Below are 18,651 nucleotides of genomic sequence, written 5' to 3' on the forward strand. Positions count from 1 at the left end.
CGCTGTGCCGCACCGTGACCGGCGGGGAACGTTGCTCTCACCGGGCGCGGGGCCCGGCGGTGAGCTTCGCTCCCCGGCGTGGGTCAGGTCGTGGTGCCCGCCCACTTGAGGCTCGCCGAGCCGCCCTTGTCCCACTTCAGCGTGACCACGTCGTCGGCCTGCGTCAGGTTCGCCCCGAAGACCTCGTCGCCGGTGTCCTTGCCCATGCACTTGACGGCTATCCGGAACGCGCCGCCGCTGCGGTTCTCCCCGATGCCGGTGCAGATGCCCTTACCGCCCGCGTCGATGTAGGACACGCTGTACTTGCCCTTGGCCGTGCCGGACGCGACCTTGTCGCCGACCGTGAGGGTCCTGGCCTGTTCGTCCTGCCACTGGCCCTGATAGCCGGTGGACCCGGCGGGCCGCTCCTCCACCGTCCCCGAGGGATCACTCGGCTCCTCGACGGGGTCCTCCGTCGCGGGGTCCTCGGTCGTGGGCTCGTCGGAGGGCTCGTCCGACACGGTGGGCTCCGCGGACACGGAGTCCTTCGCCTTCGGCTTGTCGTCGTCGCCGCCGCTGTTCGTGGCGAGGAAGATCCCACCGACGATCACGACGAGCGCGACGACCGCGGACCCGACGATGAGGGCCGTCCGGCGCTTGCCACCACTGCCCTGCGAGGGCGGGGGCGGCGGATAGGCACCTCCGCCATAGGGCGGCTGCCCGCCGTACGGGGGCTGTCCGTAAGGGGGTTGGCCCTGCGGCTGCCCCTGCGGGGGCTGGCCGTAGGGGGGTTGGGCACCGTATCCGGACTGATCGCCGTATCCGGGCTGGTCCCCATAGCCGGGCTGATCCCCGTAAGCGGGCTGATCGCCGTAGCCGGGCCGGCCCTGAGGGGCCGGTGGCGGGGTCTGCGGTGTCTGCGGCGGACCCGGGGGCGGGGTCGGCGCGCCGGCGTACGGGTTGTCCTGCCCGCCGCCGGACGGCGCCTGCGGCGGGGTGGGCGGCGGCCCGTACGCCGGGTGGTGCCCGGATCCGTCCTGCGGTGGCTGGCCGGGAGGCTGTGTCATCGATCCGGGTCCCCTCGTGGTCCTGCGGTCACTGGTCGCTCACGGCCCAACCTCCCCCACCCCCGCTCACCGCACAACCCCGTCTAACGGCTGTGCGCCCGCTTCTTGACGCCGTTCGGCCACAGCCGCGGGCGCCGCTTGGCGGCCAGGTCCTCGATCCAGCCCGTGCCGAGGACCGCGAGGGCGATCAGCGGCCAGGTCAGCACGAACATCCAGAGCATGTACGTGGAGTCGAGGGCGCCGCTCCACCTCGCGTCCTCCATGAACGGCAGGTTGTACGCGAGGTCGATGATCGGCACCGTCGCCATGATCAGCATGTTGTGCCAGAGATAGATCGTGACCGCGCGGTTGTTGGACAGCGTGATGAGCTTGTCCCACTTGGCGAGCCGGCCCGGCAGCTCCTGCCAGGACGGCGAGTACTGGAGCAGGATGACGACGAACCCGAAGGACCAGGTCGCCTGCGCCAGCGGGATGTCGTTCAGGTCCCAGCCGTCCGGCCCGAGATGGCCCGAGGCCCACCACAGTCCGAACGCCATCACGATCGCCGAGCAGGACACGGCGAGATAGCGCGGCACCTTCGCGAGGACGCCTTCGTGGTGGGCGAAGCCGAGGACCCAGCAGCCGCCGTAGACCGCGAAGTCGGTGACCGCGTTCCCCGTCTCGCCGGGGATGGTGACGATGCCCGTACCGACGACGGCCGTCAGCGCGAGCGGCGCGAGCAGCGTCGCCCACGGCACCTTGCGGAACGCCCAGAGCAGCAGCGGCGAGGCGATGACGAACCACAGGTAGGCCCGCAGATACCAGAGCGGGCCCGCGGCCTGCGACGGCCAGGTGTCCTCCAGGAGGCCCGCCTTGTCGCCGAGGTGCCAGGGGAACGACGGCGCACCGACGGGCACGAAGTAGTTGAACAGGCCGATCCAGCCCCAGGTCCCGCCGCTGTCGGGGTCCTTGCCGGGATTCCAGCCCCCCAGGAAGAGCAGGGCGAGGACGACCACGCTGAACGCCCACATGGGCGGCAGGAGCCGGCGGATACGGCCCCTGATCACACCGATCGCCGGCCGGCTCAGGGAGCGCGCCATCAGCGATCCGGCGAGCGCGAACATCACACCCATGGAAGGGAAGAGGACCGTCAGCCAGGCCCACCCGAAGAGGTGGTAGGCGACGACGCGGACGAGCGCGATGGAGCGCAGCAGGTCCAGATAGCGGTCGCGGCCCGGCTTCTTGGGCGCGGCCGCCTGCGCGGGCGGGGCCGGCGGAGCGGGCGCGGGCACCTGCGTCGGCTCCGGTGTGAACGGCACCTGCGGGAACGGCACTTGTGACAGGGGGCGCGTCTGCGGAAACTCGCTCCGGCCGCCGGTGGCGGGCGTGGGATACGTCATGCGACGGGCCTCCGATCGTTGTCGTGCGACGCACGCTGGCGAGGAACCGCCCCCGGCGCCTCCACCGCTCCGGTGCGCCGCAGCTTCTGCCAGCGCAGGCGGCCGCCGGTGAGCGCGGTGATCCAGGACTGGAGCAGCACGACGTACATCAGCTGCCGGTAGAGGACCTGCTGGAGCGGGAGCGAGATGAGATGGGTCATGCGTTCGCGGTCGAGCCGGAAGGCGTACGCCGCGCAGACGGCCTGGATGGCGAGGACGCCGAGCCAGGCGCCGATCGTCTTCTCCGTGGGGCCGAACACGAGGCCGTAGAGCAGGAAGACGTCGATGAGGGGCGCCAGGAGCGGCGCGAGGACCATGAAGAGGGCGACGAACGGCAGGCCGATGCGGCCGAAGCGGCCGGAGGGGCCCGACTCGATCACGGAGCGGCGGTGCTTCCAGATCGCCTGCATCGTGCCGTACGACCACCGGTAGCGCTGGGACCAGAGCTGCTGGACCGACTCCGGGGCCTCGGTCCAGGCGCGGGCCCTCTCGGCGTAGACGACGCGCCAGCCGTCCCGGTGCAGGGCCATGGTGACGTCGGTGTCCTCGGCGAGCGTGTCGTCGCTCATGCCGCCGATGGGCTCGAGCGCGCTGCGGCGGAAGGCGCCCACGGCCCCGGGGATCGTGGGCATGCAGCGCAGCATGTCGTACATGCGGCGGTCGAGGTTGAAGCCCATCACGTACTCGATGTGCTGCCAGGCCCCGATCAGGGAGTCCTTGTTGCCGACCTTCGCGTTGCCCGCGACCGCGCCGACGCGGCGGTCACCGAAGGGCTGGACCAGCTCGCGGACGGTGGACGGCTCGAAGACCGTGTCGCCGTCCATCATCACGATCAGGTCGCACCGGGCATTGGCCAGGCCCCTGTTGAGCGCGGCCGGCTTGCCCGCGTTGTGCTGGCGGACCACCCGGACGCCGGGCAGGCGCAGATTCTCGACGATGCGGGCCGTGCCGTCCGTCGAGCCGTCGTCGATGACGATGATCTCGATGGGGTGCTCGCTCGACATGAGCGAACGCACCGTGTTCTCGATGCACTTGGCCTCGTTGAACGCCGGGACCAGGACCGACACCGGTTCGGTGACGGGCGGCCCCCAGGAGAATCCGCGGCGCCGCACGCGCCGGGCGTGCGCCCCGGACAGGAGGAGCATCAGGCCGAAGCGGGTGAAGACGAGGACGCCGATGACCGCGAGTCCGACGACGAGCACGTCCGTCACGTTGTCCGAGGCCTCGACGGCGTAGATCCACGCCTTGCCCTTGGCCAGTTCGAGACCGTGCACGGGCGTGTGGGCGCTGGGTGCCCCGAGCGCCTCGGTGAGGTTGACGAAGTCGTATCCCTGGCCCTGGAGCTGGGGCAGGAAGCGGTCGAGGGCGGCGACGGTCTGCGAGCGGTCGCCACCGGAGTCGTGCATCAGGACGATCGCGCCCTTGCCGCCCTGGGGCGTGGCGCGGCGGATGATCTCGTCGACGCCGGGGCGCTTCCAGTCCTCGCTGTCGGTGTTGTTGACGACGGTGATGTATCCGCGGCTGCCGATGTACTTGGTGACCGGCCACGACTTGTCGTCCATGGCGTCGGCGAACGAGGAGTACGGCGGCCGGAACAGCGAGGTGCGGATGCCGGCCGCACCGGCCAGGGCCGTCTGGTTCTGGGTGAGTTCCCAGTCGATGCGGCTCTTGGACTGGTACGAGAGGTCGGGGTGGTTGAAGGTGTGCAGGCCGACCTCGTGACCCTCGTCGACCATGCGTTTGACCAGGTCCGGGTAGCGGGAGGCCATGGTGCCGGTGACGAAGAAGACGCCGTGCGCGTGGTGTTCCTTCAGGACGTCGAGGACCTTCGGGGTCCACTCCGGGTCGGGGCCGTCGTCGAAGGTGAGGACGAGCCGGTGCTCGGGCACGCTCATGCTGGTCTCGCGCCCGCCGCGCGTGTCGATGACGGGACCGCCATCGAGGATCTTCTCGGGCACGTGATCGGTGGCGGCGGGCGGCTGGATGCGGTGGTCGGCGAGGATCTCGCTGTGCACGTACCCGCGGAGCATGAGCATCGCGAGCAGGGCGACAAGGAGCAGCGACGGCAGCAGATAGCGCATCGGCAGGCGGCGACGCGGCGCCCTGCGGTTGCTGCGTTTGCGGGAGGACATTTACAGGATGCCGCTTTCCGGGGACGAGGCCGCTGACGGTCCGGCCGGACTCTGACTCGGGCCGACGGGCGGCGCCGCGACGGTCTGGGTGCCGTCCTGGGCCGGGGAGTCCGACGGCTCGACGGGTGGTCCGCTGTCCGAGGGGGACGGCTCGCCGGGGTCGGGTGAGCTGGGCTGCTCCGAGGGGCCGGGGCCCGGGTCGGGTGAGTTGCCGGGGGCGGGCTTGCCGGGGCCGCCGGACGGCTTCGGGTCGGACGACTTGCCGGGTTTGTCGCCCGGCTTGGCGCTCGCGCTGCTGTCCGGCCCGGTCGACGAGCCGGCGCCCGGCTCACTGGACGCCGCTCCCGTGCCGGAAGCGCTGGGACCGGCCGTGGCGCCCGTCGAGGAGGACGGCCTGGCCGCCGGGTCGGCGGGCAGCGGCGACGTGTCCACCTTGCCGGCGGGCTTGTCGCGGTCCTCGCCCTGGATGGGCAGCCAAGGAGCGCTCGAGTTCCCGGAGAGCAGCGTCGCCACGATGACCACGGCGTAGACCGCGCAGATCATGCCGACGATCGCGCCGAAGCGGCGGTATCTGCGGTTTCGCCGTCCCGAGTCGTCCACGAAGACCGGGACTTCCTTGTCGGCCGCACCCTCGCGCCGGGCAGCGATGAGCTCGTCCAACTGGCGGCCCGCGCCGTCGAGTTGGACCGTCACTTCATTAGGATCGTGAGTTTGCCCGGAACGGGCATTTTCTCGCCAATGTTCCACCGTACGCACATCCCCCCAAGGACATGAACATTGGGTGCGCGCGCGACGTACCGAGCCCTCGTCGTTCGGACCGGGCCCCCACCCGATCCGAGCGCCCCCCTTATCACAATGCGCTCGGACGACGAATGTAGCGCACGCGAGTGACAGCCGCGTCCAACCCTCAGTCCTGACTCATCATGATGAGTGCATCTATGGCCGGAATCCAGGCGCCTGGGGGCTTACGGAGCCAGTCGTTCTCCTCCGCGAGCGTGGCCGCCGCCGCACGGAGCGCGTCGATCCCCGGGTGCACGAGCCCCGTCGGCCACACCAGCGACACCGGCGACAGGGGCACGGGGTCGGTCAGGGGTCTCACGACGGAGCCGGGCATGGCCGGAAAGTCCCCCGCGGCGAGCACCGGGGTCCCCGTTTTGGCCATGATCCGCCGGAACTCCTCGACGCCCACGGCGAGGGGAGCGGGCGGCGCGACCGCTATCCCGCGCCCCTCGAAGAGCCGCCCGGCCAGGTCGGTCCACTCCGGTGTACGGGGATTGCCCGCGCCCGCGTACACCGCCTCGCCCGCGAGCCGCGCGAGCGGCACGGCGTCCAGGGCGGCGAGGGGATGGCCGTCCGGCAGGACCACCGTCATCGGCTCGTACCTCACGGGCTGCTGCGAAAGGCGCGCCCGCACCGCCGGATCGAGCCCCGCGTACCGCCCGAACGACGCGTCCAGGCGGCCCGCGGTCATCTCCGCGGCGGCGCCGGTCAGACCGCTCTCGTAGCGGGCCATCAGTTCGCACTGGGGGGCGAACTCGCGGGCCCGCTCCAGGATGCGCTCGAAGACGAGGCCGGGGCTGTTCACATCGACGAGCAGCGGCCGCACCACCCCTGCGGCCGGGCGGCGCGTGAAGGCGGCGAGCAGTTCGTCCTGCGCGTCGAGGACCCGCCGCGCGTACGGCAGCAGCCGCGCCCCGTCCGCGGTCAGGGCGACCTGGCGGGTGCTCCGCGCGAACAGCTCGGCGCCGAGCTCCCGTTCGAGCCTGCGGATGTCCCTGCTGAGGGCCTGCTGCGCGACGTAGAGACGGGCGGCGGCGCGCGTGAAGTGCAGCTCCTCGGCGACGGCGAGGAACGCCCGCAGCAGCCGCGGCTCCAGGTGGGCGGGGGCGGACGTGCCGGGCGCGGCTGGCTGGTGGGACATCCGGCGAACTTACAACGCGGGCGCGTGAATCGGTACGGAGAAGGTGTTGGACCGGGCGCCCGGCCCACGGCGACGCTGATCACATGCCCGACGCGATATCCGAGCCCGTCACCGCTCCCCCGACCTCCACCCACCGGCCACAGCCCGGCCGCTCCCCGTACGTCCGGCTCCTGTCCACGCCCGGCGCGCTCGCCTTCACGCTCGGGAACCTCCTCGCCCGGCTCCCCATGGGCATGTTCAGCGTCAGCGCCGTCATCATGATCGCCGGGGCGCGCGGCTCGTACGCGCTCGCCGGGGCCGTCACCGCGACCGGGATGGCCGCGACCGCGGTCGTCGCCCCGTGGACGGCACGCCTCGTGGACCGGTACGGACAGGCCAGGATCGCCGTACCGGCCACGGCGGTCGCGGTCTGCGGATCGCTCGCCCTGCTCCTGTGCGTGCACTACGGAGCGCCCGACTGGACGCTCTTCGCGGCCTACGCGGCGACGGCCACGACGCCCAACACGGGCGGCATGTCACGCGCCCGCTGGGCCCATCTCCTCAAGGGCGACCCGGCCGCCCTGCACACCGCGAACTCCTTCGAACAGGCGGCGGACGAGCTGTGCTACATGCTCGGCCCGGTACTCGCCGCCTTCCTGTGCGGGTCGCTCTTCCCGGAGGCCGGAACCCTGATCGGGGCGGTCCTGCTGATCACCGGTGTCCTGGTCTTCGCCGCGCAGCGGGCCACGGAACCGCCCACCCATGGGCGCACGGCCACGAAATCGCCCCTCCGCGCGCGCGGGATGCCCGTTCTCCTCGCGTCGTTCCTCGCCACCGGCGCCGTGTTCGGCTCGATGGAGGTGGTCACGATCGCGTTCGCGGACGAGGGGGGCCACAAGGCGGCGGCCGGCGCGGTCCTCGCACTCCAGGCGGCAGGTTCCTGCGTGGCGGGCCTGGTCTACGGGGCCGTGCGGCCCGCCGGTCCCGCGGCTCGGCGCCACCCGTGGTGCGTCGCGGCGATGACCGTCCTGCTGGCCCTCCCCCTGCTCGCGGCGCTCACCGGCTCCCTCCTTGTGGTCGCCGGGGCTCTCCTTGTCGCCGGTATGGCGACGGCCCCGACGATGGTCACGGGCATGACGCTGGTCCAGGCCCGCACCCCCGAGGGCCAGCTGAACGAGGGCATGACCCTCGCCGTGACCGGCCTGCTCGGGGGCATCGCCTGCGGCGCGGCGGCGGGCGGCTCCGCGGTGGAGCGCCTCGGCCCCACCGCGGGCTACACGGTCCCGGCCGCCGCGTCGGCGTGCGCGCTCGTACTCGCGCTCATCGGTTACGTACGCGGCGACGCACGCGACCGTACGTAGTCACCCGCGGCCGTCAGCACACCGCCGGCTTGCGCCACGAGCACTCCAGGTCGCCCTTGCGTTCGGAAACCGGCACGGAGCGCAGCGAGCGCGGCTTCACCGCCACCGCCGCGTCCGCGTCGGACTTCGCGAGCGTCACCACGATCGCGTCCTCGAGGGGCTTCACGGAGCCGACCAGGTAGTTGTTCTGGACGACGCTGTAGACGAGTTCACGTCCCCCGGCGTCCTTGACATAGCCGGAGAGCGCGGACGCGCCGGTCAGGGAGCCGGTCTTGCCGCGGGCATTGAGCGCTGCCGGTGTCCCGCACATCCGCGAGCGCAGCGTCCCGCCGACGAACCGGTCCGGGTCGCAGGCCACCGGCAGCGACTTGTACCAGTCGCCGAACCATGGCTCGGCGCGCACCGCGAGCAGCAGCTTCGCGATCTGGCCCGCCGGGATGTTGTCCATCCGGGAGAGCCCGGACCCGTCGGCCTGGCGCAGCCGCCCGGTGTCGACGCCGATGCCCTTCAGATAGCCGCTGATCGCCGCGAGCCCGTCGTCCCAGTTCCCCGCGTGGCCGGTCGCCTTCGCGCCCATGGCCTTGGTGAGGATCTCGGCGTGCATGTTGTTGCTCAGCTTCATGAAGGGGATCAGCAGGTCCTTCAGGGGCATGGAGTCGTGCGTGGCGAGGCGCACGGCGCCCTTCGGGGTGGCACGCCCGAGCTTCGTGCCGCCCGACACCTTCACGCCGTGCGCGGCGAGCGCGTCGCGGAAGACGGAGGCCGCGTATCCGGTGGGTTCCCAGATGGTGACCCACTCCTTGGTGGTCCCCCCGCCGACGGGAACGGTGCCGCTGACGGTGACGGTGTTCGTGCCGTGCTGCCGCTCGACGGTGAGGCTGTCGTCACCGCCGGCCGCGACGGTCGTGGCCCGTACGTCGATGTCGACGTAGTGCGTTCTCGGTGTGACGGTGATCTTCGGCTTGTCCCCGGCCTTCGCGCCCGGCGAGGCCTCGACGATGACCGTTCCGGTGTCGTAGTCGGTGTCGGGCGCGACGCTCAGGGCGGAGATCTGCGCCGAGTAGTACGAGGACTCGTCGTCGGCGGCCCACGAGCGGCCGAGGCGCTGACTGTCGAACGCGGTGTCGTCGGCGACGAGGCGACCGCTGACCGACTTCACGCCCGACGCGGCGACCTCGGCGGCGAGTTCGTCGTAGTCCTTGGCGAGGGCGGTCGGGTCGCCGGTGCCGCGCAGATACAGATCGCCGTCGAGGACGCTCCCCCGCCGCCGCCCGTCGCCGAGCACGTCGGTGGTGAACCGGTAGCCGGTGCCGAGGAGTTCCGTCGCGGCCGTGGAGGTGAGGAGCTTGGTGTTGGACGCGGGCATCAGGCGTCCGGTGGGGTTGTGCTGGTAGATGATGTCGCCGCTCTTGGCGTCGGCGACGACGACGCTCGCCGCGCCGCCCTCCATGGACGGGTCGCCCAGGATGGTGTCGATGGCCTCGGGGAGGCCGGTGCTGTCGCCGTCGGCACCGGCAGGTGAGCCCCAGGTCAGGCCCGCCGCGAGCGCGACGAGGGCGGGCCAGACGAGGTAACGCCGTTGACGTGCAAGGGGATTGAGGAGTCGTCTCACAGGTCCGTCGGGTCTACTCATGCCTCAGGAGCATCCCCGATCACGGCGTCCGGGGACAGAGGTGCGTCAGCCGAGCCCCCAGGAGTGGCCCATCGTGTAGGCCGCGCACAGGTTCACATCGAGGATGTAGGCGCCCGCGGTCCCGCACTGCGCGGCCCCGCTCCCGGGATCGACGGGCTGCCCGTGCCCCATCCCCGTGATGCTGTACGTCTCCACGGCGGCGCTTCCGTCGGCCCGGCGGAAGACCTGGTGCGGATACCCGGCGACGCCGTCGCTCACGTCGGCGACCTGGTCGGCACCCTGGACATCGGTCCACTGCTTCATCAGGTCGGTCATGTTCACGGGCTTCACCGTGTAGTCGGCGCTGCCCTGGAAGACGGTCAGCCGCGGCCAGGGCCCGGCATACCCGGGCCGCGCGGCCCGCACCCGGTCGCCCCACTGCTGCGCGGTCTGCGTGGCACCCACGTACATGCACACGTACGGCGACCCGGCGGCGGCCGCGCACCCGTAGGGCAGCCCGGCGACGACGCCTCCGGCGGCGAACTTCTCGGGGTACGCGGCCATCATCACGGAGGTCATGCCGCCGCCGGCGCTCAGCCCGGTGACGTAGACCTTCGCGGGGTCGCCCGAGGCGTCGGCGAGCTGGCGGTCGACCATCTGCGCGACGGAGGCGGCCTCGCCCTGGCCGCGTTCGACGTCGCCGGCCTGGAACCAGTTGAAGCAGGCGGACGCGTTGTTCCCGGGCTGCTGCTGCGGCAGCACGACGGAGAAGCCCCACCGGTCGGCGAGCTCGGTCCAGCCACTGCCGGTGCCATAGCCGGAGGCGTTCTGCGTGCACCCGTGCAGGGCGACGACGACGGGCCTCCCGGCCGGCAGCCCGTCGGGCACGTAGCGGTACATCCTGAGGGCGCCGGGGTTGGTCCCGAAGCCGGTGACTTCCTGGATCGCCGCAGTGGCGGCGGCGTCGGCGCGGGGTACGGGCAGGAAGACGGACAGGAGGGCGGCCAGGAGGGCCACGAACGCGAGACGTGGGGGTGTTGCGGCTCTGGTCGGTGTCATGGGGAGGGACCGTAGAGGCGGCCCGTGACCCCTGATATGGAGCCGGGCCACACAAGGCTCCTCGCGCGCCTGTGGCACACGACGGCACGACGAAGGCCCGGCTGCAGGGCAGCCGGGCCTTCGTCTCACATGGGAATTGTGGAGATGGCGGGAATCGAACCCGCGTCCAACGGTGCAGAATCAGGGCTTCTCCGTGTGCAGTTCGCTTCGATTTTCTCAGCCCCGGAGATCACGCGAACAAGTCTCCGACGGGCTCAGTCACTGTTTGATTTCCTTCTAGGCCCCGTGACCGGGCTTAGAAGTTTAGATCCCTTGATGATGCCAGGATCCGGGTCGGGATCACCCCCGGGCTGACACTTCGCAAGTCGCTACTTAGGCAGCGAGGGCGAAGGAATCGCGCTTGGTGTTGGCGATTATAGGTTGCGACATATGGTTAACGAGATCATTGCCGCTTCCTCGACACGCTTCCCCTGCTTCGACAGCCGCTGTCGAAACCGATCATCCCCATGTTGATTTTTCAAAATGCGTCCCGTCACCAGCGGGACATGACCCATCGTACGTGACCAACGGCCGACGGGGCCAGCCAATTCCCGGCGGACCGGGCCGTGCCTGCGGACTGGAGTCCGGCGTCAGCGCTCCCGCGCCCGCTGCCGCCGCTTGGCCGCCGCGATCGCGCGGTCGGAATCGCGCCGGTCCTGCTGCTCACGCAGCGTCTGCCGCTTGTCGTACTCCTTCTTGCCCTTGGCGAGCGCGATCTCCGCCTTCGCGCGGCCGTCCTTGAAGTAGATGGCCAGGGGCACGATCGTGTGACCCGTCTCCTGGGACTTCGACTCCAGCTTGTCGATCTCCTCGCGGTGCAGGAGCAGCTTGCGCTTGCGGCGCACGGAGTGGTTGGTCCAGGTGCCCTGGCTGTACTCGGGGATGTGGGCGTTGTGCAGCCACGCCTCGTTCCCGTCGATCTGGACGAAGCCGTCGACCAGCGAGGCACGGCCCTGCCGCAGCGACTTCACCTCGGTGCCGGTCAGGACGATGCCCGCCTCGTACGTGTCGACGATGGCGTAGTCGTGCCGGGCCTTCTTGTTCTGCGCGACGATCTTGCGCTTGCCGTCCTTGTCCTTGCCGGACTTCCCGGACGCGCCCTGCTTGGGCTGTGATTCCTTCGGTACGAACATTCCCTTAGACATAGTGCGGCCATTTTCGCACTACGAGGGGTCCCCGAGGCCACTCAATACTGTCTCGGCCCGCTGCCGGGCGCCGTCCTCGGCCTCGAGGTCGGGGGTGATGCCCCGGCCGTCGACGCCGCGGCCGGTGGGGGTGCGGTAGTGGCCGACGGTCAGCTCGGCCACGGAGCCGTCGGGAAGCCGGCTCGGCATCTGGACCGAGCCCTTGCCGAAGGTCTTCGAGCCCACGACGACCGCACGGCCGCGGTCCTGGAGGGCTCCGGTGAGCAGCTCGGCCGCACTCATCGTGCCGCTGTCGACGAGCGCGACCACCGGTCTGGAGGTGTCGCCGCCGCGCTCGGCGTGCAGGGCGCGCTGGCGTCCTCGTACGTCGTACGTCGCCACGAGCCCGCCGTCGAAGAACGCCGACGCCGCGGTGACCGCCTCCGTGACCAGGCCGCCCGAGTTGCCGCGCAGGTCGAGGAGGACGCCGTCGCCCTGGGGGGCGTCGCGCACGGCGGACCGTACGCGATCACCCGAGCCCTTGGTGAAGGCGGCGACCTTGATCAGGACGGTGCCGCCGGGGAGGCGGGAGACGGTGACGGACTCGGTGGCGAGGTTCGCCCGGCGCAGGGTCTCGGTCCACACGCGCGTGCCGCGCGACAGGCCGAGCCGGACCGCCGTCCCCGCGTGCTCGCCGCGCAGCAGGGAGACGACCTCGGTGACGGGGTGGCCGGTGACGGGCCGGCCGTCGACGGTGCGGAGCCGGTCGCCGGGGCGCACGCCCGCCTGCGCCGCGGGGGAACCGGAACCGACCTTGGAGACCTCGATCCGGCCGTCGGCGGTACGCCTGGCCCAGAGGCCGACGCCCGTGTACTGGCCGTCGAGTTCCTGCTCGAACTCCCTGTACTCGCCCTGCGAGTAGACCGCGCCCCAGCGGTCGCCGCTGCGGCTGACGGCCTCTTCGGCAGCCTGCGTGGGGGACTTGCCGTCGGCCATCGCCTCGGCGGCCGCGTCCCGCACGTCCTCGTGTGCGCCGCCGGTGGCCGAACCGGCCGGGCGTTCATCGGACTTGCTGCCCTCCGCGCTCCACGAACCCGTCGCGACGCCGGTCGCGAGGACGCTCGCGAAGACCAATGTCAGGGCCGCCCCGCGGCCGAAGCGGCGGGGCCGGGAGAACAGCTCGGGGCCCGACATGACGGTGAGTCTAGGACAACGCGAAGCGCCGTACGGCTCGTTGAACCGCACGGCGCCCTGCAACTCCGGGGAGTCTTGTCACACCTTCAGATACTTGCGCAACGCGAAGAACGCGGCAATCGCGGGCATCAGCAGGCCGATCGCGAGGACGAGCGGCAGCTTGGTCAGGACCGCGTCCCAGCCGATGAAGTTGATCAGATTCAGCTTCTCGGAGAGCGCCAGACCGTGGTCGATCATGAAGTAGCGGCCCACGAGGAGCATTCCGCAGGCGACCACACCGCCGATGACTCCGGCGACGGCGGCCTCCATGATGAACGGCATCTGGATGTAGAAGCTGGACGCGCCGACCAGGCGCATGATGCCGGTCTCTCTGCGGCGGCTGAACGCCGAGACACGCACCGTGTTGACGATCAGCATCAGCGCGACGACGAGCATCAGCGCCATCACGGCGAGCGCCGCCCAGTTCATGCCGTTGAGGAGTCCGAAGAGGTTGTCCAGGATGCCCTTCTGGTCCTGCACGGACTGCACCCCGTCACGCCCGTCGAAGGCGGTCGCGACGACCTGGTACTTCTCCGGGTCCTTGAGCTTGATCCGGTACGACTCCTGGAGCTGGTCCGGCGTCAGTGAGCTGGCCAGCGGGGAGTCGCCGAACTGCTCCTTGTAGTGCTTGTACGCCTGGTCCGCCGACTCGTAGGAGACCTTGTCGACGACCGGCATCTTGTGCAGGTCGGAGAGGATCTGCTGCTTCTGCTCGGCGGTGACGGCTCCCTTGGCGCACTTCGGGTCCGACTCGGCGTCGCCCTTGTTGCACAGGAAGATCGAGACGTTGACCTTGTCGTACCAGTAGCCCTTCATCGTGCTCACCTGGTCACGCATGAGCAGCGAGCCGCCGAACAGGGCGAGCGAGAGGGCGACCGAGACGATGACCGCGAAGGTCATCGTGAGATTTCGGCGGAGACCGACGCCGATCTCCGACAGGACGAATTGGGCGCGCATGGCGTCTGCTCAGGCCTTTCTCAGTGCTCTGGTGCTCACGGGGCTCAGTGCTGGTAGCCGTAGACGCCGCGCGACTGGTCGCGGACGAGACGGCCCTTCTCCAGCTCGATGACGCGCTTGCGCATCTGGTCCACGATCTGCTGATCGTGGGTGGCCATCACGACGGTCGTCCCGGTGCGGTTGATCCGGTCCAGCAGCTTCATGATGCCGACCGAGGTCTGCGGGTCGAGGTTGCCGGTCGGCTCGTCGGCGATCAGGAGCTTGGGGCGGTTCACGAAGGCGCGGGCGATGGCCACACGCTGCTGCTCACCACCGGAGAGCTCGCCGGGCATCCGGTCCTCCTTGCCGCCCAGGCCGACGAGGTCGAGCACCTGGGGCACGGACTTGCGGATCTCGCCACGGGACTTGCCGATGACTTCCTGCGCGAAGGCGACGTTCTCGCCGACGGTCTTGTTGGGCAGGAGCCGGAAGTCCTGGAAGACCGTGCCGAGCTGGCGGCGCATCTGCGGCACCTTCCAGTTGGACAGTCGTGCCAGGTCCTTGCCCAGGACGTGCACCTGCCCGTGGCTGGTGCGCTCCTCGCGCAGGACCAGCCGCAGGAAGGTGGACTTTCCGGAGCCGGAAGATCCCACAAGGAAGACGAATTCACCGCGCTCGACCTCGAGGGACACATCCCTGAGGGCGGGCCGGGTCTGCTTGGGGTAGGCCTTGGAGACGTTGTCGAATCGGATCACGGGTGCGCCTCGGTGCATCGTGGGCGTCGGGGGTAGGTGAGCGTGACCATACGCGAACCCGGCTGCGCGGCGCAGTCGGCGTCCTTGGTTGAGTGGTTTGTCCCGATGATTGCCCGGTCACAGGCGGGTCCTGGCGGGAACGGAACGGGTCCAAAGGGGCAGCATCCGGGGAGGCGCGCCGAAATCCCCGGAAGCTGGCACAGTGGTAGGGGGAACGGTTGCGTTCCCCGGAGCGTTGTGCGGAGAGGATTATGGTGTGGCGGCTCCGCCGCGCGGGAGGAGGAAGAGCGCATGACCTATGACCGACTGGTGTGCGCGAACTGCGCGGCGCCGGTGAGCGAGGGCCGCTGCCCCGTATGCCGGGCGAACCGTGAGCGACTTCAGCACGAGAGCCCGTTCGCGGGTCTTCACCCGATGGCCCTGATAGTTCTGGTCGCCGTGCTCGTCGCGGCGGTGGCGCTCCTCGCCCACCAGACCGTCTGAGACACGAAGAAGGGCCCGGAGCGACGCTCCGGGCCCTTCTCACGTCACGTGCGCACTACGCGCCTACGGTCGCCTAGGCGACCGTGCGGCCGCCGCCGACGAGGCGGGGCAGCAGGCGGAAGCCGATGCCGCCGGCGATCATCGTCGCGGCGCCGATCAGCAGGAACGTGGTCTCGGCGGCGCCGGTCTCGGCCAGCTCGCCGCCGGACTTGCCGTTCTGGGCCGGCTGGGCGGCCGGCACGGAGCCGGTGTCCTGCAGGCTGTCCTTGCCCTGGCCCTGCTCGACCGGATTGTTGCCGCCGTCGGGGTCGGTGTTGCCGTTCCCGCCGCCGTGGTTGCCGCCGCCACCGCCGTGGTGACCGCCGCCATTGCCGCCACCGTTACCGCCGCCGTTGCCGGGCGTGGTCGGCTCCTCGGTGGGCTCGGTGGGCTCCTCCGTCGGGTCCGTCGGCTCCGAGGTGGGCGGGTCCGTCGGGTCCTCGGTGGGCGGGTCCGTCGGGTCCTGGGTGGGCGGGTCCGTCGGGAGGTCGGTGGGCGGGTCGGTCGGGTCCTCGTCGTCACCCAGGCTCACACCCGCTGCGACACCGTCCTCGCCCGCGTGCACGTTCACGCCGGCGCCCGGAAGGTTGACGCCGATGTCGAGGGCCGAAGCGGCGCCCGCGGCGGTCAGTGACGCACCGGCCGCGATCACCGCACCGGCTGCTATCCGCGCGACACGGATGCGCGTCTTCTTGGTCATCTGCCTGCTACCCCCAGTAGCTAATCGTTGATGGAGCAGCGCGCGGGACGGGGGCCGCCCGGGGGTGGTCGGCGACTGCTGTCCCGTCCCCCGGTGCACACGCGTCCCACCGATACGCATGCCGCGCGTCAGCCTTCCCAGTTTTCATGTCAGCGTCAAGGTCGTTGCGTACGTGATGCCCGAAATCAGAGGAGTTGGACGACGTACGGACATGTGACTGTGACGTAAAAGGCAACTGCCGCCCGGTGGGCGGCAGTTGCCTTGTCGACAAAGCTGGAAAAGACCCGGTGTTACTTCTCCTGCTGCTTGCGCCAGCGAATTCCCGCTTCGAGGAATCCGTCGATCTCGCCGTCGAGCACCGACTGCGGATTACCGACCTCGAATTCCGTCCGGAGGTCCTTGACCATCTGGTACGGGTGCAGGACGTAGGAACGCATCTGGTTGCCCCACGAACTTCCGCCGTCCTTGAGGGCGTCCATCTTGGCCCGCTCCTCCTGGCGCTGGCGCTCGAGGAGCTTCGCCTGCAGGACGTTCATCGCGGTCGCCTTGTTCTGGATCTGCGAGCGCTCGTTCTGGCAGGAGACGACGATGCCGGTCGGCAGGTGGGTCAGACGGACCGCGGAGTCCGTCGTGTTCACGCCCTGGCCGCCGGGGCCCGAGGAGCGGTACACGTCGACGCGCAGCTCGGACTCGTCGATGTCGATGTGGTCGGTCGTCTCGACGACCGGGAGGACCTCGACGCCCGCGAAGGACGTCTGACGGCGGCCCTGGTTGTCGAAGGGCGAGATGCGGACCAGGCGGTGCGTGCCCTGCTCGACCGAGAGCGTCCCGTACGCGTACGGGATCTGCACGGCGAAGGTGGTCGACTTGATGCCGGCCTCTTCCGCGTACGACGTCTCGTAGACCTCGGTCTTGTAGCCGTGGCGCTCGGCCCAGCGCAGGTACATGCGCTGGAGCTGCTCGGCGAAGTCCGCGGCGTCGACGCCGCCCGCCTCGGCGCGGATGTTGACCAGCGCCTCGCGGGAGTCGTACTCACCGGACAGGAGGGTGCGGACCTCCATCTCGTCCAGCGCCTTCTTGACGGAGGTCAGCTCGGACTCGGCCTCGGCACGGGTGTCCGGGTCGTCCTCCTCCTCGGCCATCTCGAAGAGCACGCTCAGGTCGTCGATCCTGCCGCGCAGGGTCTCCGCCTTGCGCACCTCGGCCTGGAGGTGGCTCAGCTTGCTGGTGATCTTCTGTGCCGCGTCGGGGTCGTCCCACAGGGACGGCGCGGCCGCCTGCTCCTCGAGCACGGCGATATCTGCCCTCAGCTTGTCGAGGTCCAGGACGGCCTCGATCGACTCCATGGTCGAGGAGAGGGACTTGAGCTCTTCGGAAACGTCGACGACTGCCACGACACCAGCGTAACGGCTGGGGCAAGTGCTCCGGTCCTGGTGGCCGCGGGGCCGGGCCCGGGCGCCCTGCCGGGCCGTCTCAGGGGGAGGCGGGGGCCGACTGTCCGGGGTTCTTGCCCGGCGTCGCGTCCGCGTCGTCGCCGCCCACGGCCGCCCACGTGCCGATGCCGGCCGCCACCACCAGGACGGCTCCGGCCACGCCGAGCGTGATCCTCCGGCGCCGGGCGGAGGCGCGGTGGCGGGCCGAGCCGGGGCGGGGCGCTCCGGCCGCGCGCGGGGCGCGGGCGGTACCGCGGGCGCCGCCCGCCAGCTCGTCGGGGGCCGGGACGCGCATCGACGTGTGCGTGTCCCTGTTCGAGTCGGCCGGGGTCGCGCCGGGGACCAGGGGGACGGCGCCGCGGCGGGCGGCGGGCGCCTCGGGCGCGGCCGGGGCGGCCTCCGGCTCCGGGTCGGGCTCGGTGTCCGGCTCGTCCACGTCGAGGGGCGCCATCCCGGCGAGCTGGGGCAGCTGCTCGCGCAGGCGGGCCGCCAGCTCGGAGGCGCGCAGTCGGGACGCGGGCGCCTTCGCCAGGCACTGGACGAGCAGCTGCCACAGCTCGTCGGGAATGCCCGGGAGCGGGACGACCGTCTCCGTGACGTGCCGGCGCAGGATCGCGCCGGGGTGGCCGCCGCCGAAGGGCGTGAACCCGGCGAGCAGCTCGTACAGGACCGTCGCCAGGGCGTAGATGTCGACGGCGGCGCGCGGCGGGAGGCCCTCGATGAGTTCGGGGGCGAGATAGTCCGGGGTGCCGATGATCTTCGTGGCACGGGTGCGGCGCGGGGAGTCGATGAGCTTGGCGACGCCGAAGTCGGTCAGGAGCGCGGGGTGGGAGCCGCCGGGGCCGAGGGGGCCCTGCATGTCCAGGAGGACGTTCTCCGGCTTCACGTCGCGGTGCACGATCCCGGCGGCGTGGGCGGCGGCGAGGCCGTCCGCGATGTCCGCGACGATGGCGACCGCGGCCTCGGGGGCCAGGCGCCGCTCGCGGTCGAGCCGGGTGCGCAGGTCCGTGCCCCGTACGAGGTCCATGACCAGGGCCAGGTCGTTCCCGTCGACCACCAGGTCACGGACGCCGACCACGCGCGGGTGGTCGAGGCTGAGCAGGGCCGTGCGCTCCTGGACGAAGCGGCCCACGAGCTCCTGGTCCGAGGCCAGGTCCTCACGCAACAGCTTGATGGCGACGGGCCCCTCGGGTCCCTCGCCCAGCCACACCGTGCCGGCGCTGCCGCGTCCCAGGATCTGGTTCGCGGTGTACCGGCTGCCGATCTTCCGTGCCAAGACTGCTCCTACAGACGCGTGTTGGCGCCCAAGCTACGCGGCTCGGACGCCAACCATCACATCCGCGGGGGAAATCACCCTCCGGAAGTCGACAAATCTCCAACA

General features: G+C 70.8%; 16 protein-coding genes and 1 other RNA gene. 2 read left to right on the forward strand and 15 right to left on the reverse strand.

What is annotated here, in order from left to right:
• Window positions 1–83: 83 nt before the first annotated feature.
• From LGI35_RS19180 to LGI35_RS19200, 5 genes are all read right to left on the reverse strand, one after another.
• Complete coding sequence (locus tag LGI35_RS19180) at window positions 84–1,046, reverse strand: hypothetical protein (RefSeq protein ID WP_227295043.1); 963 nt, start codon at window positions 1,044–1,046, stop codon at window positions 84–86.
• Between the two features lie 83 nt (window positions 1,047–1,129).
• Window positions 1,130–2,425: an acyltransferase family protein gene (locus LGI35_RS19185; protein ID WP_227295044.1), complete on the reverse strand. Its 1,296-nt coding sequence runs from the start codon at window positions 2,423–2,425 to the stop codon at window positions 1,130–1,132.
• Window positions 2,422–4,596 (reverse strand): bifunctional polysaccharide deacetylase/glycosyltransferase family 2 protein, encoded by a 2,175-nt coding sequence (locus tag LGI35_RS19190; RefSeq protein ID WP_227295045.1) that lies wholly within the window; start codon window positions 4,594–4,596, stop codon window positions 2,422–2,424. The genes LGI35_RS19185 and LGI35_RS19190 overlap by 4 nt, the downstream gene beginning before the upstream one ends.
• The gene (locus LGI35_RS19195) at window positions 4,597–5,289 is read right to left on the reverse strand and encodes a hypothetical protein (RefSeq protein WP_227295046.1); all 693 of its coding nucleotides are present in this window, start codon (window positions 5,287–5,289) and stop codon (window positions 4,597–4,599) included.
• Between the two features lie 214 nt (window positions 5,290–5,503).
• On the reverse strand, window positions 5,504–6,517 hold the full coding sequence (locus tag LGI35_RS19200; RefSeq protein WP_227295047.1) for a LysR family transcriptional regulator: 1,014 nt from the start codon (window positions 6,515–6,517) through the stop codon (window positions 5,504–5,506).
• Between the two features lie 83 nt (window positions 6,518–6,600).
• On the opposite strand from LGI35_RS19200, the gene LGI35_RS19205 reads away from it, so the two are divergent.
• The gene (locus LGI35_RS19205) at window positions 6,601–7,857 is read left to right on the forward strand and encodes an MFS transporter (protein ID WP_227295048.1); all 1,257 of its coding nucleotides are present in this window, start codon (window positions 6,601–6,603) and stop codon (window positions 7,855–7,857) included.
• Between the two features lie 13 nt (window positions 7,858–7,870).
• On the opposite strand, the gene dacB is transcribed toward LGI35_RS19205, so the two are convergent.
• The 7 genes from dacB to ftsE form a co-directional block, all read right to left on the reverse strand.
• Complete coding sequence (gene dacB, locus LGI35_RS19210; protein WP_227295049.1) at window positions 7,871–9,490, reverse strand: D-alanyl-D-alanine carboxypeptidase/D-alanyl-D-alanine endopeptidase; 1,620 nt, start codon at window positions 9,488–9,490, stop codon at window positions 7,871–7,873.
• A 45-nt stretch (window positions 9,491–9,535) separates the two neighbouring features.
• Window positions 9,536–10,528 carry an extracellular catalytic domain type 1 short-chain-length polyhydroxyalkanoate depolymerase gene (locus tag LGI35_RS19215; protein WP_227295050.1) on the reverse strand — a complete coding sequence of 331 codons (993 nt, stop codon included), beginning with the start codon at window positions 10,526–10,528 and terminating at the stop codon, window positions 9,536–9,538.
• 136 nt (window positions 10,529–10,664) lie between these two features.
• Window positions 10,665–11,034: a transfer-messenger RNA gene (ssrA, locus tag LGI35_RS19220) on the reverse strand.
• A gap of 123 nt (window positions 11,035–11,157) precedes the next feature.
• Window positions 11,158–11,700 (reverse strand): SsrA-binding protein SmpB, encoded by a 543-nt coding sequence (smpB, locus tag LGI35_RS19225; protein ID WP_227295051.1) that lies wholly within the window; start codon window positions 11,698–11,700, stop codon window positions 11,158–11,160.
• Window positions 11,701–11,730: 30 nt separating this feature from the next.
• Window positions 11,731–12,885 (reverse strand): S41 family peptidase, encoded by a 1,155-nt coding sequence (locus LGI35_RS19230; RefSeq protein WP_227295052.1) that lies wholly within the window; start codon window positions 12,883–12,885, stop codon window positions 11,731–11,733.
• Window positions 12,886–12,963: 78 nt separating this feature from the next.
• Window positions 12,964–13,881 (reverse strand): permease-like cell division protein FtsX, encoded by a 918-nt coding sequence (gene ftsX, locus LGI35_RS19235; RefSeq protein WP_116512696.1) that lies wholly within the window; start codon window positions 13,879–13,881, stop codon window positions 12,964–12,966.
• A gap of 44 nt (window positions 13,882–13,925) precedes the next feature.
• On the reverse strand, window positions 13,926–14,615 hold the full coding sequence (gene ftsE / locus LGI35_RS19240) for a cell division ATP-binding protein FtsE (protein ID WP_116512695.1): 690 nt from the start codon (window positions 14,613–14,615) through the stop codon (window positions 13,926–13,928).
• 291 nt (window positions 14,616–14,906) lie between these two features.
• Between ftsE and LGI35_RS19245 the strand changes: the two genes are divergently transcribed.
• Entirely contained in the window at window positions 14,907–15,098 is a 192-nt protein-coding gene (locus LGI35_RS19245) for a hypothetical protein (protein WP_227295053.1), read from the forward strand.
• A 73-nt stretch (window positions 15,099–15,171) separates the two neighbouring features.
• Here LGI35_RS19245 and LGI35_RS19250 read toward each other — a convergent pair whose 3' ends face one another.
• The 3 genes from LGI35_RS19250 to LGI35_RS19260 form a co-directional block, all read right to left on the reverse strand.
• Entirely contained in the window at window positions 15,172–15,837 is a 666-nt protein-coding gene (locus LGI35_RS19250) for a hypothetical protein (protein WP_227295054.1), read from the reverse strand.
• Window positions 15,838–16,127: 290 nt separating this feature from the next.
• A complete protein-coding gene (gene prfB / locus LGI35_RS19255; RefSeq protein WP_116512692.1) occupies window positions 16,128–17,231 on the reverse strand; it encodes a peptide chain release factor 2 in 1,104 nt (367 codons plus the stop codon).
• 79 nt (window positions 17,232–17,310) lie between these two features.
• Window positions 17,311–18,546 carry a serine/threonine-protein kinase gene (locus tag LGI35_RS19260; protein ID WP_116512691.1) on the reverse strand — a complete coding sequence of 412 codons (1,236 nt, stop codon included), beginning with the start codon at window positions 18,544–18,546 and terminating at the stop codon, window positions 17,311–17,313.
• Window positions 18,547–18,651: the final 105 nt, after the last annotated feature.

Source organism: Streptomyces longhuiensis, from assembly GCF_020616555.1.
GTDB classification, from domain to species: domain Bacteria; phylum Actinomycetota; class Actinomycetes; order Streptomycetales; family Streptomycetaceae; genus Streptomyces; species Streptomyces longhuiensis.

Bases quoted from the DNA above. Each gene is read 5' to 3' on its own strand.
- LGI35_RS19180 (WP_227295043.1), bottom strand. From the start codon at position 1,046: ATGACACAGCCTCCCGGCCAGCCACCGCAGGACGGATCCGGGCACCAC.
- LGI35_RS19185 (WP_227295044.1), bottom strand. From the start codon at position 2,425: ATGACGTATCCCACGCCCGCCACCGGCGGCCGGAGCGAGTTTCCGCAG.
- LGI35_RS19190 (WP_227295045.1), bottom strand. From the start codon at position 4,596: ATGTCCTCCCGCAAACGCAGCAACCGCAGGGCGCCGCGTCGCCGCCTG.
- LGI35_RS19200 (WP_227295047.1), bottom strand. From the start codon at position 6,517: ATGTCCCACCAGCCAGCCGCGCCCGGCACGTCCGCCCCCGCCCACCTG.
- LGI35_RS19205 (WP_227295048.1), top strand. From the start codon at position 6,601: ATGCCCGACGCGATATCCGAGCCCGTCACCGCTCCCCCGACCTCCACC.
- dacB (WP_227295049.1), bottom strand. From the start codon at position 9,490: ATGAGTAGACCCGACGGACCTGTGAGACGACTCCTCAATCCCCTTGCA.
- LGI35_RS19215 (WP_227295050.1), bottom strand. From the start codon at position 10,528: ATGACACCGACCAGAGCCGCAACACCCCCACGTCTCGCGTTCGTGGCC.
- smpB (WP_227295051.1), bottom strand. From the start codon at position 11,700: ATGTTCGTACCGAAGGAATCACAGCCCAAGCAGGGCGCGTCCGGGAAG.
- LGI35_RS19230 (WP_227295052.1), bottom strand. From the start codon at position 12,885: ATGTCGGGCCCCGAGCTGTTCTCCCGGCCCCGCCGCTTCGGCCGCGGG.
- ftsX (WP_116512696.1), bottom strand. From the start codon at position 13,881: ATGCGCGCCCAATTCGTCCTGTCGGAGATCGGCGTCGGTCTCCGCCGA.
- LGI35_RS19245 (WP_227295053.1), top strand. From the start codon at position 14,907: ATGACCTATGACCGACTGGTGTGCGCGAACTGCGCGGCGCCGGTGAGC.
- LGI35_RS19250 (WP_227295054.1), bottom strand. From the start codon at position 15,837: ATGACCAAGAAGACGCGCATCCGTGTCGCGCGGATAGCAGCCGGTGCG.